Below are 15,096 nucleotides of genomic sequence, written 5' to 3' on the forward strand. Positions count from 1 at the left end.
AGGTTTTAAGGAGTTGTTATGGCAGTAATTTCTGTCGGTTTATCCTGCTTCGACCAGTTCTTCTTTCTTAACCGCTGGCCGGAGGAGAACACCAAAAATTTCTCCGGCGATTTTATTGAAAGCGGCGGCGGGCCCTGCGCCAATGCGGCGTGGTTACTGGGATTGTGGGGGGAGGATATTTATTTTACCGGACACCTTAACCACGATATCTATGGTCAGAAAATTATTGATGAATTTCATGATGTGGGTGTGAATACGGATTACGTTATTTTTAATGACGAAATGATCACACCGCTGGCATCTGTATTAGTGAATCAGTTAAATGGTTCCCGGACAATTATTACGCGCAAGCTGGTTGTTCCGCCGCGTATGACATTTGAAGAGAAACAGAAAATTGATGAGCTGATTGCCCGCCTGACACAGGAGGATAAAGGGGAAGTCATCACAGTATTAATTGATGGTCATGAACCGGAGCTGAGTGAATATATTCTGACCCGTCTGCCTGATGCCCGCGTCGTAATGGACGCGGGATCACTGAGGGAAAGTAATTTAAATCTGGCAAAATATACCGATTATCTGGTGGCCAGTGAAAACTTTGCCCGTGACCTGATTGAGATTGATAAATTCACCACCGATATTCAGTTAAAAACGGCATTAACGGAACTGAATAAACTGGCCCGGGGTGAGGCATTTATTACTCTGGGTGAGAAAGGTTGTGCGTATCTGCAAAACGGAATGCTGACAATATCACCGGCATTTATTTGTAATGCGATTGATACAACCGGTGCCGGTGATATATTCCACGGCGCATTTACGTACGGGGTTCATTATAACTGGCATATTGAGAATATTATTTTATTTGCCAGTCTGTCAGCAGCTATCTCAATTGAGAAAAAAGGGGTGCGCGAATCAATGCCGGATTTGGCGGATGTCCATAATGCGGTGAATAAATACGAAAGAAATCTGAAACACTATTTTGATTAATTCTGGTTTTTGATTAAATTCCAGTTATACGCCAACAAGGGGAAATCCGATGTTAGTTTCGATGGAGAATATGCTCAATCGTGCCTTTGCACGCCAGTACGCCGTCGGTCAGTTTAATATTAATAACCTGGAGTGGACCGGAACGGTATTAAAAGTTGCACAGCAACTGCGTTCCCCGGTTATTTTAGGTGTCTCCGGCGGAACCATAAAACATATGCTCGGGCTGAAATGTATTCACGATATTGTGGTGAATGCGATGGAGTTTCTGGAAATAGATGTGCCGGTAGCACTGCATCTGGATCACGGTCAGTCTTATGAAGCCTGCGAAGCGGCCATTAAAGCCGGTTTCAGTTCTGTGATGTTCGACGGTTCACATATGCCGTTTGCCGAAAATCTGGCAATCACCAAACGCCTGGTGACTTACGCGCACCGCCGTGGTGTGTCTGTGGAAGCCGAGCTGGGCACTATCGCGGGCAGTGAGGACGGTATTGTGAATTCTCACGTAATTTACGCGGATCCGGCGGAGTGTCAGAAGCTGGTGGAAGAAACCGGGGTGGATTGTCTGGCGGCGGCGCTCGGCTCGACACACGGGTTGTATAAAGGTAAAGCGAAGCTCGGTTTTGCCGAAATGCAGCATATCGCGCAGCTGGTGAAAGTGCCGCTGGTACTGCACGGCGGAACCGGTATTTCTGATGAAGATATGAAGAAAGCGATTTCACTCGGTACGGCGAAAATCAACGTTAATACGGAAAATATGTACGCGTGGTGCCTGTCCGTGAAAGAGCAGTTTGAACAGCAGGGTGCGCATGATATCAACGACCCGCGCAAAGTGATTATGAAAGGATTGCAGCCGGTTGCAGAGCGGGTGGAAGAGCGGATGCGTCTGTTCGGCTCTGCCGGGCAGTCTCTGTAACCCCGTCAGATCCTGCGGTGGCCGCCGCTCAGGCGGTCACCGGGGATTGAGTCAGATAATCTTTGGCGTTATTAATAATCGCTTCTGAAATCCGCTGTAATGTGCCGGATTCCGGCTGGTAACGGTGCCAGTAAAGCTGTTTTTGCTGCACCAGTTCCGGCACCAGATTGATCATCCTTCCGGATTCAAGTTCATGTTTAATCTGATGTTCCGCAATCATACAGCAGGCGGAGTTTTGCAGTACCAGCTGAATATAGGCCTCTGATGACGGCACAATATGGCTGTTCAGGCTTCCCGGCGTTAAACGGAAATACTCCTGTAAAAAGATATGGTGCATATCTGATGAGTGGTTAAATGACACCACCGGTGCCCGCAGCAGGGTTTCTTTGGTCACCCCTTTGCTGAAATATTTTTCCGCAAAGGCCGGGCTCGAGACAAAAATATAATCCATCGCCCCCAGATAATCACAGGTACCGCCGACAGCAGGCAGCGGCTGCATACTGATTGCCCCGACCGCTTCCCCTTTGAGCAGATAGTCGAGTGTGCGGCTCTCATCATCCACTTTAATATCCAGACGAATGGCGCGGTCATCCAGGATCGGCTTGATAGCGGATAAAAACCAGGTCGCGAGGGAGTCAGCGTTAATGGAGATCGGAATAGTGACAACATGATTGCCGCTTTCATTATCAAAGGCATCATGTTCAATTAAATCAACGTGGTACAGCAGGCCCAGCAGCTTTTGCCCGAGTTCGGTCGGTTTCGGCGGCACGGTGCGTGTCAGCAGCAGGGAACCCACCTGATTTTCCAGCTGTTTTACCCGCTGGGAAACCGCAGACTGCGTAATAAAGAGTTTCGCTGAGGCTTTCTCGAATCCCTGCTCTTTGATAATCAGATCCAGCAATCTCAGTGATTTATAATCGACATTCTTCATGGAAGCCCTGCGGTGGTGGCGAAAAGTACGGCTATTCTACACGAAAAGGGCGGCGGGAGGAAAAGCGCCGGTACAGAGGCACCGGCGCACAAGCAGAGTCAGTCAATGGTCATAATAATGGAGATATTGCCGAAGAATGAACCGGGCTCTACCGGGCCTGTCGTTTCAAGTGTGCTTTTCAGCAGAGCGGTGTTCGGATAGCCCTCGCGGACGTAGATTGGTACGCCGCCGCTGCCGGCATCAAGCAGATAGTTATTCAGTGTCAGCCGGGTATACAGGTTGTTTTTCAGCCTCAGACGGGCGCTTGAGTCGGTCACGGAATAAATCCTGACAGTCGTGTCTTTACTGCATTTCATTGTCAGATACTCAGATGCCTGGTTACCGTTAATCGCATTTTCCGGCACTTTCTGGTGGTTTAAAACCGCTCCCGGGCGATCGAGGTCAAAACTGCATATTCCGCCGGGAGGCGGAGAAACACCACAGATAGCGCCGGGATACATATTACCGCTGCCGCCATTGGGGGTTGATGTCAGAAAAAGGGTGACACACTCATTGCGAATCGCGGTTCCGATATGATTGGTTGTACCGCTGTAGGGTAGTCCGCCGAAGCAGGTATTATAAATGTAGTTATAGACTTCAAAGCCATCGCGCAGGGTATTTAAATCCATATTACGGCAGCGCTGGTTAAATGTTTTATCATTACGATCCGCAATACCGCCCTTGTCGCCGTTGACATGCCGGTGGTTGATATTAGCATAGCATTTGTTGGTCAGACCGGCGATTTTACACGGGTTGGTACTGCCGCGCAGAGGCGGGTTCCAGGCTGAAATGGTGTAGTAATAATCGATATTTGTCGGCTTTCCTTCCGAACGGGTAATATAACTGTAAAGATCCGCCCTGACGGAAAGAGAGAAAAACAGGAGTGTGATCAGCACACTGATACAACGGAAGATCTTAGTCATACCGGCCTCAGAAATAATCGATAGTCAGAAACGCGGTGGAATTAAACGCGCCGTACTTAATGGTTTTATCGGCTTTTGCTTTCGGATCAACCTGCAGAAACGCGGTAAAACGGATGTTGTTTTCGCCGTTTCCGGCAATGGTCATGGCGTTGGAAAACTGATTCAGCGGGATCAGCGGAATATTATCTGTCCGCACGCCGATAGAAAATCCGCCTGCGTCACTGGACGGATCCAGTGCGAGATAGGACGGCATATCCGGGGTGCCGGTTCCGGTGAATTTAATCTTAAACCGGCTCATATCCGTGGTATCACAATCAGACAGGATCAGAGAGAATGATTTTCGGACCTCAACCCCCTCATACAAATCCGGCAGGGAAACATCACTGAAATCCACCAGCATATCTTTATTTTCCGGCAGCAGCGTACAGGGGTCGTTAAACAGTTCCCCTGTCACCCGCAGATTATCGGCAGCATGGCTTGCCGGGATAAAGGCGGCGGAGAATGCCAGCGCTCCGCTGAATAACAGACTGAAAGAAGCAGGGCGGTTCATCAGAAATACTCCATTGTCACAGTGCCGGTGCCGCTGAAAGCGCCCGGCGTGACGTCCCCGTCCGGGTTTTTGGTCAGCACAATGGTTAATGTCAGATTGCGGGTGTTTACCGGGTGTGCTTTGCCTAAATCCAGTTTTACCCCGGCAAGTTCAGCGGTAAAGCCCAGATTGTTCTGGTTAGTTTTCACCAGTTTGTTATTGAACTGTGCCCGCGGCCCGTCAACGGTGAGGAAATATTTGAAATTCTCTGAGTCCTGCTCACAGACAAAGGGAATGTCCACATCTTTGCGGATGTCTGATTTTTCCAGCGTTTTTATCTGGATGCGCTGAAAATCAACCAGGATTTCTTCGTTATTGTTTACTTTACAGGGCGGCGGAGGTACCAATTTTCCGGAGATCCGGATATCCGCGGAACTGTGTAAGGCCGCAAACGCGTATCCTGAAATACAGGTTAAAAGCAGCATAGTGGTGAAAAATCGCATCACAATTCCTTATTCGTACTCAATATGGATAGTGGCGTTTGCACTGAAATCACCGGCAGGGAGTTTTGCTCCCGGTTTTTTGGTCAGCACGACGCGAATATCCGGCTGAGCCGGATACTGAACAGTGATTTTTTCATTCAGCGGCAGTAACCGGTTGTCAGCCTGAAATTTGACCGCCAGATCCCCGACGCTGGTGGAAAGGTAGCGGCTGTCAACGGAGGATGAGGTGCCGCTGATATACATTTTTATCCCCCTCGCGCGGTTGTCCTGACACTCGATCAGGTAATCGAGTTTTTCACTGTAATTGTCGTTATCAATCTTCGTGGTGATCACGTCTTTAAAATTCACCAGAATATTTTTTCCCTGGTTTATCTTACAGGGAGAGGCGAGAATTTCACCGACGACATACACATCGATATAGGTGTAAGAACCGCCGGAGACCATCAGCGGCAGGCACAGCAGTGCCGCGCAGCCGGTACGGAAAAGCATGGTCAGTGTCATCGGCGGTTTCTCCTGTTAATTATTTACTGTCTGACTGCACGGTACAGCTGCTGCCGGCACAGCTGAATTTCAGTGGTTTGGTATCACCGTAGTCATTGACGTAATAAACAACCGGCGCATTGCCCAGCGCCGGAGCACTGAAGGACGCGGAGGCTTTTGGTGATACCATCAGCGGCTCAAATTTCACTTCTTTTCCGCCGGTGGCATCCAGACGGGTGACCGACAGATGGTACGGCGTGGTGTTTTCAATAGTGTACTGCCCGCCGTTCTGAGACAGACGGATGCCATCCGCACCGGCGATTTTTTCCATCCGCTCCTGAACCTGAATCGCTTTCGGGCGGTAGAACAGCTTGATCTTGGTTTGCAGGGCAATTTGCAGTACGTTACTTTTCTCAACGGCCGGCGGAATTTCACGGACGTTCAGATAAAAGACCGATTCGCGGTCAGCCGGTAATGAGGCGGCTTCCGGAGAGAGCTGCACTTTAATCTGGCTTTTGCTGTTAGGCTCAATCCGCTGCACCGGCGGAGTGACAAACACCGGTGATGTGATTTTCTGGCCGGTACTGTTCTCAATCCAGGATTGCGCCAGATACGGTTTGCTGAGGTGCTCATTGGTGACCGTCAGCGGCACAGCTTTATCACCTTCGTTATAAATAACACGGGTTCTGTCGAGTGCTATGGCGGCTCCGGCGGTTACCGGAATGGCAGCCAGGGTGGTCAGTGCGGCGCAGAATAAGGTGGTCACTTTTCTCATGTTAAGGTTCCTTACGGATTCATCTGTTAATTCTGTAAAATACATACCGGTGCCGCCGGATTTACTGGCATGGCAGCAGCATATTAAACTGAACGTTATCATCCTTTATTTCCGGGATCCGGACAGTACATTGTGTTTGTCCGTTCCAGGCCACAGTCAGCTTCTGGCCCGATTGTATCCCGGTCAGATAAGCCGATCCGTTATCGGCAACAATGCCGATCTCCGCATTTTTGTCATTCATGACAGAGGCGCCGAATGGCGGATGAGTATTATCATTCATAGCAATAATACCCATGATTTTATAGCCTTCGACAACATTAAATTTCCGGTAACCGATCGCGCCGGAGGTCAGTGTTGCCTGCTGCACGGATGTCAGGGCTTCGGCATTATCCGGCATGGCATCGAGATCAAGAGATAACTGGCCGCGCGAGTAAGCCGTCGCGGTCGGGATAATGGCTTTCCCGAAAGCGTTGGTCCGCACCGCTTTGCCGGTACCGCGCACATCAATATCTGATGTTCCGCTGGTGTCCACCAGAATGCGCGGTGCCATGCTGTTGCCGCTGCGGTGGAATGCCGCACCTTCACGGGTCAGGGTAAAGCCGCCGCGTGACTGACCGGACACCGTAAGAACGTTATCCTGAATATAGGTTCCGCTCAGTGAAAGGTAGTTATTCCCACCTTCATTGGTATAGAAACCGGCCAGGTTGACTTTGCCGTCGCCTTCACCGGCAGACAGCGAATAGTTACTCGAGTTATCAATATCAGTGTAATAGTTAACGTTATTACTGTGAGAGTTCTTATTGTAACTGCCGCTGTAGCTGAACATGCCTTTATTGTCATCTAGCGGAACAGAGAGGCTGGCGTAGATGCCGTTATCTTTTGTTGAATCCGATTCTGTCCGGTAGGCTGACATGCTCATGCTGAGGTTCTTTTTTTCCCCCCAGTCAAAGTTACGGGAGAGAGTCATGCTGTAGTTATTGATGCTCGCTTTGTTCCAGAATGTCTGATGGCTGTAGTTCAGATAGACGTTCATGCGCAGAGACGGGAACACCTTGTTAAAGATGATGTTATACATCTCTTTACTGTTGTCGGTATTACCGCCGCGGTAACGCAGATCGATAAACTGGTTCATGGTCATGTAATCCCGCTCCGAGAAGCGGTAACCGGCGAAGGTCAGCTGACTGTTAATGGCATCGAATTCCTTGGAATAGGTGATGCTGTAAGAGCCGCCTGTTTTATTCTGTTTATCTGCAAAATCACCCATATTTGCCCGGGAATAGGAGACTTTCGCGGAAAAAACCCCGAACGGTGCGATATCCCGGCCTATCCCGAGAGACACGTTCTGGTAATCTGTTGCCGCCAGCACCCCGCCGAACAGTGTGGTGTTGTTGCTCATCCCCCAGGAGAAACTCCCTGTACCGAACTCCGGGCCTTCGGTTTTGTGATCGTTTGACAGCGGTTTACCGGCCGCCAGTTTAAACAGGAACTGGCCGGGGCGGGTCAGCATCGACAGGCGGGATGTTTCAATGGTGAAATGCTGTTCGCTGCCGTCCTGCTCTTTAATGGTGACATTCAGCGTACCGTCACCCATGTAGTTCATATCACGGATACGGAACGGCCCTTTACTGACCTGCTCCTGATAAATGATACGTTCACCCTGGCGGATGATCACGGTGGCGTTGGTACGGGCAACCCCGGCAACTTCCGGCGCATAACCGCGCAGCAGCGGCGGGAACATATTTTCATCAGTTTCCATGCTCATGCCGATGTAGCGGAAGCTTTCAAACAGTTCGGAGGTCAGATACTGCTCACCGAACATCAGACGGGCGCTGAGATCGCGGAGTGCCCGGTAAGCGTAGATCTGGTTCCAGCGCCAGCGTTTTGAGTGTTCCGCGCTGTCGCCGCCGGTCGCCTGCCATTCTGCACGCACACGCCATGCGCCGAGGTTGACGCCGGTATCACCGTAGCTGACAACATCCGTTTTGCTGCTTTTATCGTTATCACTGCCGGGCTGGTATTTGCTGTGCGTGGCAGTGGCGTTATAGTCGAATAAAAATCCGGCTATACCGTCATCCCAGCGTTCAGGCGGATCCCATGACGGATCGCTGTAAGCCATATAGGCTTGGGGGATCCGGATGTTGAGTTTATTACCCGCGATATCACCCGTTGCCTGCATATCAGGAATGGTGCGGATATCAAGACACTGCAATTTATCCTGTTCTGTCCAGCCGGCTTTATTCTGCCACTCTTCTTTCATGGCAAGTTGTGAAAATAATTCGGGGGTAATACAAGGAACGGTTATTTCCGGGTCATAATCAGGAATGTAGAAAAGAATATTTTCATCACTGGTAATAACATTATTATTCAGTTTTGTTGCCAGAAGATACGTACCCGGCATAACATAATTAGCCCGGCTGAATTTTGAAAAATCAATTTCCTGACTGTCTGCATCTAAAAAGGATGTATTAAAGTTAACGGCTTCTTCCGCAAATGCGGTATTTATCTGAATAGCTGCAACCACAGAAGCTGTCATTATTTTAATTGTTGTTCTGAGCTTCATGAGATATGCCAGCCACCGCTAATCTATTATGCAGTGGCGGGAGCTGTCCTTGCAGACCACTGCATATATTAAAAAGAACTATTCAGTAACTATCCTGTTATTGATAGAAAATCTGGAAGTTAACCGGGGTATCGAAGTGACCGGTAGTAGCCTGTTCACCGGCAACGGCAGACTGGTTACCTTTTACATACGCTGCAAAGTTCAGCGGAGTGATTTGATCACGGCCACCATTCAGGGTGTATTTTTCAGCTGGGAAACGTGAACCCAGTTCGATAGCTTTACCGCCGCTGTCTGTCAGTGCGATACCGGCATTCTGGATTGAACCCAGACCAACATATTTGGATGTTGCTGTACCGTCTTTCAGTTCAACTGTTGGTGCAGTAAATTGAATCTGCGCAGTTTTATACGTGGTGGTATCACAGTTTTTCAGTTCGATATTAAATGTTTTGCTATCTGTACGGTAAGTACCGGTAGTCAGTTCGTTACGGCTGATTTCACCGAAATCAACGGTCTGATCCAAGAATTTACTGTCGATTGAGCAAGGCACGTTATTAATAAAGCCTTTGAAATGTACAGTACCGAGACCGCTTTTTACTTCTGGTGGTTGCACAGGATCTTCTGCCATAGCAGTACCCGCAGCAAATAAAGATCCCAGAACAACTGAGAGTAATACTTTCTGAAGTTTCATGTTATTTCCTTTATCAGGGATATTCGTCAATATCTAAGAATAATCTGTTTTATTTATATTATTAAATAAACAATCCCGTGAGGCTTAAGTCGGGGTAATTTAATAATAACTCTGAGCAATATTCTTTGAATGCAGCAGTATTATCATAATTGTTTATTAGAGTGTCAATTATCATGAGGATACCGATATTTTTTATATCGCGATAACATTTAAATTTAAATATTCTTACCAGGGTAAGAAATGAAATTATATATTGCATATGAACAAAATTCTTTCACGGGAAATGGCTAAAAAATAGCGGTTTGTTTGGTGTCATTTCCTGTTTTCTTTTTTCATGTGTTACCTTAAGGTATATTTTAAGTGATTAAATGTATTTAGTTGGCTTGAGGGCATGCATTTAACCACTAATCCCAATCTTAATATGCTCATCACAGGACATAGTCACTATTTACAAAAAGTGTTTGATTTTAATCATATACAAAAGTGATTAGTTTTATTGTTTAGTTCTACCGAAATAATTAATCAGGGAAAGAAATGAAATGTTGCTGAAAATAAACAGTGTAATTTTACTTATGGTTATGATGACTGCGATGCCTGTCACATGATATGCATCATCTTATGATATAAGGCATTATCTGTAGTTTTTGATATTGCAGCCCATATCACAGTAAAGAGAAATTTATTTATTATCCGTAGTGTTTACATACGGGTATACTCTGATACCGATGTGTTTTTTAAGTAATTATGCGTGAGCAAATGCAAAATATTTCTGAGACCTGATGAAACAGATTTCAGGGCAGAAAAAGAAATCCACAATCCGGTAACAATTAAGCAACGCAATAAGGCACCCGGCGATCAATTGTGCTGTGTTTACCCCGGTTTCCTGCGTTTGTGTGAAAAACAGCCTGCCGGAGGTATATCGGCGGATGAAACCCGTTCAGTACAACGTGGTTTTCCGGATTTCTGTGCGGAGGGCCGGGTTAATAGTCAATATTGTGACCTGTATCCATATTGATAAAATAATGTGATCTGTGTCTGATTTATTCATGTTATCCGTTACAATGGCAATTTTTTACTACCAGTCAAATATTTTGCCATAACGGTGATTGGAAGGTGTAATAAGATGTTCACCCCGGTAACAGCTGAATAAATTCAGTATTAAAACGGGGTTTACATCATTATATAAAATCATTCTCATTAAAATCAGCGGGCCGTAAAATTAAAAAAACAGGAGCCGCTTCACATTATTGGCTTATTTGAATATTACTCTTTTTATTTTAATCAAAACCAATATCACTTATCGAATAATGTTTTTTACAAAATGATAGCATTCTGTATCATATTGAAATTTAATGAATTATCTATTAATTGGTAACCCAAAATAAGTAGCTGAGACAGGGTTAATCAATAAATATTAATTTATTAATTTATGGCATGCCCAAAAGGCATGGCTGAGGAATTTTCGGAATATTGTCAGGAAAACAGTCGCGCGGGTAGTATGAATATGGAAAGGGTACGTTTTTTATATAAATACACATGAGTAATTCTCAATAACAATTCCTATAAAGGTAACACTATGGATATATTAAAAGATAGTAAGTTGCTTTTGGTCAGCTTATTTATCATTCTTCTTGCGGAAGCGATAGGGCAAATTAAAATCAGTCTGGTGATGGTTTTTCCGATGCTCTACTCCATGCTGATGGGTGGTATTATCAGCTTTCCGAAATTTAAAATCCTCAACGAAAAGAACATGGCGCATGCGACCTCTATCATGAGTGTGGCACTGGTGATCCTGATCGCCAAGCTGAGTACTTCCGTCGGGGCCTCCTGGGAAAAAATCATTCAGGCCGGTGGTGCGCTGGTTCTGCAGGAAGTGGGCCACTTTATCGGTACCATCATGCTGGGTCTGCCGCTGGCGATTATGTTAGGTATGGGCCGTGAAGCGGTTGGTGCCACCTATTCTGTCGGCCGTGAGCCGAATATTGCTATCATCGAAGCCAAATACGGCTTAAGTTCGCCGGAAGGCCGCGGTGTCATGGCAATGTACATCTGCGGTACGCTGTACGGTGCTGTCTGGATGGGGATCCTCGCAAGTGTGATCGCCGGTCTGGATATTCTCAGCCCGCTCGCTCTGGCGATGGGTGCGGGTGTCGGCAGCGGATCCATGCTGGCGGCGGCGGTTGCCCCTCTGCTGGAACTCTATCCTGACCAGGCTGCGGATATTCAGGCGTTCTCGTCTTCCGCGAACCTGATGTCTTCTGTGTTAGGTCTGTACATCTATATTTTCTTCTCCTTACCGTTTGCGTCTTATCTGTACAACAAACTGAAAAGAAAACGTGCAACGGCGTCTGCGGATACTGAATAAGGATAACTAATCATGAAAAAGATGACAGAAATAGCCATAATCCTGGTTCTGGTGGTGTTCTTTACCGCACTCGGCGATGCAGTCGGCGGGTCAATGTACGGTCGTGGTGAGTTCGGACAGGTGTTCAGCGATACACTGCTGGCGATGACACTGCTGGGCGGTATGTCCTTTGCGGCATACCTGATTGCGATGATCCCGCCGTTAGGCAAACTGCCGGTGATCTTCTGGGTTTCCCTGATTGCCGCCGGTCTGTGTTCACCGCTGTTCCCGTATGACAAAGAAATGATTGCCATGACCGGTAAAGTCTCTATCGCGGTTATCAGTACTACCGTACTGGCTTTCGCGGGTCTTTCACTGGGTAAAGATATCGATAAATTCAAAGCGATTTCATGGCGCATTATCCCGGTGTCACTGGCGGTATTCTCCGGGACATTCTTATTTGCCGCACTTATCGGCCAACTGACGCTCTCATGGAGTGGCGTTATCTGATCAGAGGGGAATATTCAGCATGACAATGACCAAAGAACAACTGAAAGCCAAAGTCTGCGAAGCGATTGCCGCCCGCAAGGGTGACATTAAAAAACTGGCAGAGAATATCTGGGCAGAGCCTGAGCTGGGTTATAAAGAGACCCGTACAGCGAAAAAAGTCGAAGCGGCATTTGATTCTCTGGGTGTCAGCTACCGTAATCAGCTGGCGCTCACCGGGGTCAAAGCCCGTCTGAAAGGCGGAAAAGGCAGTAAACGCAGTGTTGCGGTGATCGGTGAGCTGGATGCCATTATCTGTGCTGAACACCCTGATGCGGATGACCAGACCGGCGCGGCACACTGCTGCGGTCACAATGCGCAGATCGCCAATATGATGGCGGTCACCATGGGGCTGGTGGATTCCGGGGCAATGGACTATCTGGCGGGGGACGTGGTGCCCTTCGCCGTTCCGGCCGAGGAATATGTGGAGCTTGCCTACCGCAACAAGCTTATCGAACAGGGCAAAATCAGTTATATCGGCGGTAAGCCGGAGCTGATTTCCCTCGGTGAGTTTGATGATGTGGATATGGCGATGCAAATCCACCTGACCAGCGTCAAACCTGAGCGTGACAACGGATTTATTGAAATCTCCACCACCACCAACGGCTTTATCGGCAAGCTGATTAATTACAAAGGCAAACCGGCACATGCTGCGGCGGCACCGCATATGGGGATTAACGCCCTGAATGCGGCAATGATGGGTATCATGGGCGTGAATGCTATCCGTGAAACCTTTCAGGAGAAAGATTATATCCGTTTCCACCCGATCATCACCCAGGGCGGTGATCTGGTGAACGTGACCCCGAGCGATGTGCGCATGGAGAGTTATGTCCGTGCCTCAAACGTGCCGGCAATGATCGATGCCAACGAGCGTATTACCCGTGCGCTGGTGGCCGGTGCCATGTCTGTCGGTGCCGAAGTGGAAGTGAAAGATTTACCGGGCTATCTGCCGCTGTACAACAATGACGTACTGAATGATCTGTTACAGCAGAATGCGGAAGGTCTGATTGGTGATGAAAATGTCTGGGTTGCCGAGCATATGACCGGCAGTACTGACACCGGGGATCTGTCCCACATCATGCCGGTCAGTCATCCGTGGATTGGTTCAGTGCGCGGCGGGCTGCACGGCAAAGATTATGTCGTTTTTGATGACGACATGGCCTATATCCGTCCGGCTCAGATGATGGCAATGACAATTATTGATTTGCTGTTTGATGATGCCGCCGGTGCGGAAGCCCTGATGGCGGAATATAAGCCGTTGATGAGTAAAGAAGAGTACCTCTCGTTTATCAGTTCCTTTAAGAACTGATCATCCCCCTGAAGGCCCGGAAACGGGCCTTTTTTATCTTTTCCGCTTTCAGACTGACGGCAGGGATCTTTCCGGCGGCTGATGATAAAGTAATCATTGCACAAACAGGATGCAGTGATTATTCAGGGAAAGAATGACAACATTATCATTTCCGTTATTAATCTGTCAGTCGCAGCGCCGCCGGGATGATTACCGTCCGGATGATATGCGCAGCGGTGATTTTGACTTACTTCAGCTCCGTGATCTGTTGCGGCTGCATGATGTCTCCGCGCAGGTGGATCCCTGGACCATGCAGAAACCGGAGGCGGACAGTCATCTGCTGCTGATGGGACATGACTACACGCCGCAGGTTTTTAATCTCGGCGCGAAAGCGACCAGCCGGATACTGTTTGATGAAATGCGGCAGTTATCCTCACAATTGACCTGGTCCGGCGGTTATCCGGGCGTGCTGAAAAAACTGATCACCCATATGCAGAATGCTAATGGCAGGCCGTATCGTGACCGTGCGCTGGATTATGCTTTCAGGGATAATATCCTGGCTCAGGATGCACTGAATCCGATGCAGGCGGCAGTGAAGAAAATCATTGCCGCACAGATTGACTGGCAGGGCGAGAAGATCCGCGAAGAGGCTGATTTGCAGCATCTGCTCCGGGAAGGGCTGAATAAAACACTGTTTCCGGCCTGTAACCGCTGGCAGGATCTGAAAAAGAGGACGCCGGTGATACTCAATGATACCTGGGCAACAGAAATCACCCTGGATTCTCTTCACATCAAAAGTAATCACTTCACCGCACAACTGAGTTATCAGCTTCAGGGACATTTCGGCCTGAGTACCGCAGATATGAAACGGTACAGGGATTCCCGGTTTTTCCGCATCTGGTATGTGCTGCAGCGTTATAAAAAATTCGCGTTTAAACCGTTTGTTATCAATATCAGAGCGACCACAGAAATCAGCGGAAAAGCGCCGGGCAGCCGGACAGAAAATAAAGAAAATTAAAAAAGACCCGTTACGGGTCTTTTTTACCGGATATTACGGCTGCTATTTCAGCGGCATAATATATTCGATAGCACCGGATTTATTGGCCACCCAGTCATACAGACGCTGACCACGGGTATTGTCTTTATGGGTGTGCCAGTAAAGACGGCCGCACGGACGTGCCAGTGCCTGCTGCTGTACAAACTCAATCAGTTGTTTGCCGATATGCTGGCCGCGCACAGACGGATCCACATACAGGTCTTCAAGGTAACAAAACTCTTTTTCCGCCCAGGTGGAGCGGTGATAGAGATAATGCACAAACCCGATGACGTTGCCGTTCATCCGCGCCACGGCGCAGAACATCGGTTCTTTTTCATCAAAGAAGCGTGACCAGCTGGTCAGCGTGACCTCTTCCGGAAAGCTGACTTTATAAAATTCCTGATAGGCCAGCCAGTGCGGCAGCCAGCCCGCATAATCATTCTGTGTGGCAGGTGCCACTGTCACCAGATCCAAAACGGATGATGTCATTGTATTATTCATGGTGTTTCCCTCATTATTCTGCATTCTGCTGTTGTGAAGAAAACGCGCGTTTTCCG

15 protein-coding genes are annotated in these 15,096 nt (G+C 48.1%); 6 read left to right on the top strand and 9 right to left on the bottom strand.

The features are described 5' to 3' along the window. The first annotated feature begins 18 nt into the window (after window positions 1-18). Together AB7038_RS03625 and fba are read left to right on the top strand one after the other, a co-directional pair. Window positions 19-984: a carbohydrate kinase family protein gene (locus tag AB7038_RS03625; protein ID WP_368889707.1), complete on the top strand. Its 966-nt coding sequence runs from the start codon at window positions 19-21 to the stop codon at window positions 982-984. A 49-nt stretch (window positions 985-1,033) separates the two neighbouring features. Further along, window positions 1,034-1,897, top strand: coding sequence for a class II fructose-1,6-bisphosphate aldolase (gene fba, locus AB7038_RS03630; protein WP_004241136.1), 864 nt, complete (start codon window positions 1,034-1,036; stop codon window positions 1,895-1,897). 28 nt (window positions 1,898-1,925) lie between these two features. Here the strand turns inward: fba and AB7038_RS03635 are convergent, their stop codons facing one another. The 8 genes from AB7038_RS03635 to AB7038_RS03670 all read right to left on the bottom strand — a co-directional run bounded on the left by AB7038_RS03635 (window position 1,926) and on the right by AB7038_RS03670 (window position 9,325). Further along, window positions 1,926-2,828 (bottom strand): LysR family transcriptional regulator ArgP, encoded by a 903-nt coding sequence (locus AB7038_RS03635; protein ID WP_004234693.1) that lies wholly within the window; start codon window positions 2,826-2,828, stop codon window positions 1,926-1,928. A 98-nt stretch (window positions 2,829-2,926) separates the two neighbouring features. Then, window positions 2,927-3,790 (bottom strand): MrpH family fimbial adhesin, encoded by an 864-nt coding sequence (locus AB7038_RS03640; RefSeq protein WP_368889708.1) that lies wholly within the window; start codon window positions 3,788-3,790, stop codon window positions 2,927-2,929. A 7-nt stretch (window positions 3,791-3,797) separates the two neighbouring features. Beyond that, on the bottom strand, window positions 3,798-4,340 hold the full coding sequence (locus AB7038_RS03645) for a fimbrial protein (RefSeq protein WP_369452777.1): 543 nt from the start codon (window positions 4,338-4,340) through the stop codon (window positions 3,798-3,800). Then, entirely contained in the window at window positions 4,340-4,822 is a 483-nt protein-coding gene (locus AB7038_RS03650) for a fimbrial protein (RefSeq protein ID WP_368889710.1), read from the bottom strand. Before AB7038_RS03650 ends, AB7038_RS03645 begins: the two co-directional genes overlap by 1 nt. Window positions 4,823-4,831: 9 nt before the next feature. Further along, window positions 4,832-5,323, bottom strand: a complete 492-nt coding sequence (locus tag AB7038_RS03655; RefSeq protein ID WP_349418975.1) for a fimbrial protein — start codon at window positions 5,321-5,323, stop codon at window positions 4,832-4,834. A gap of 19 nt (window positions 5,324-5,342) precedes the next feature. Further along, window positions 5,343-6,077 carry a fimbrial biogenesis chaperone gene (locus AB7038_RS03660; protein ID WP_262883386.1) on the bottom strand — a complete coding sequence of 245 codons (735 nt, stop codon included), beginning with the start codon at window positions 6,075-6,077 and terminating at the stop codon, window positions 5,343-5,345. Window positions 6,078-6,138: 61 nt separating this feature from the next. After that, entirely contained in the window at window positions 6,139-8,637 is a 2,499-nt protein-coding gene (locus AB7038_RS03665) for a fimbria/pilus outer membrane usher protein (protein WP_369452778.1), read from the bottom strand. A gap of 97 nt (window positions 8,638-8,734) precedes the next feature. After that, on the bottom strand, window positions 8,735-9,325 hold the full coding sequence (locus AB7038_RS03670; protein ID WP_004241141.1) for a fimbrial protein: 591 nt from the start codon (window positions 9,323-9,325) through the stop codon (window positions 8,735-8,737). A gap of 1,576 nt (window positions 9,326-10,901) precedes the next feature. On the opposite strand from AB7038_RS03670, the gene AB7038_RS03675 reads away from it, so the two are divergent. The 4 genes from AB7038_RS03675 (at window position 10,902) to AB7038_RS03690 (ending at window position 14,521) form a co-directional block, all read left to right on the top strand. Then, window positions 10,902-11,690 (top strand): DUF3100 domain-containing protein, encoded by a 789-nt coding sequence (locus AB7038_RS03675; RefSeq protein ID WP_004241147.1) that lies wholly within the window; start codon window positions 10,902-10,904, stop codon window positions 11,688-11,690. 12 nt (window positions 11,691-11,702) lie between these two features. After that, on the top strand, window positions 11,703-12,179 hold the full coding sequence (locus AB7038_RS03680; RefSeq protein ID WP_004241148.1) for a hypothetical protein: 477 nt from the start codon (window positions 11,703-11,705) through the stop codon (window positions 12,177-12,179). Between the two features lie 19 nt (window positions 12,180-12,198). Then, the gene (locus AB7038_RS03685; protein WP_368889712.1) at window positions 12,199-13,524 is read left to right on the top strand and encodes an amidohydrolase; all 1,326 of its coding nucleotides are present in this window, start codon (window positions 12,199-12,201) and stop codon (window positions 13,522-13,524) included. 133 nt (window positions 13,525-13,657) lie between these two features. Further along, window positions 13,658-14,521 carry a DUF3289 family protein gene (locus AB7038_RS03690; RefSeq protein WP_368889713.1) on the top strand — a complete coding sequence of 288 codons (864 nt, stop codon included), beginning with the start codon at window positions 13,658-13,660 and terminating at the stop codon, window positions 14,519-14,521. Window positions 14,522-14,563: 42 nt separating this feature from the next. Here AB7038_RS03690 and AB7038_RS03695 read toward each other — a convergent pair whose 3' ends face one another. Beyond that, entirely contained in the window at window positions 14,564-15,040 is a 477-nt protein-coding gene (locus AB7038_RS03695; protein WP_432765975.1) for a GNAT family N-acetyltransferase, read from the bottom strand. Window positions 15,041-15,096: the final 56 nt, after the last annotated feature.

The organism is Morganella morganii (assembly GCF_041099235.1).
GTDB classification, from domain to species: Bacteria; Pseudomonadota; Gammaproteobacteria; order Enterobacterales; family Enterobacteriaceae; genus Morganella; species Morganella morganii_E.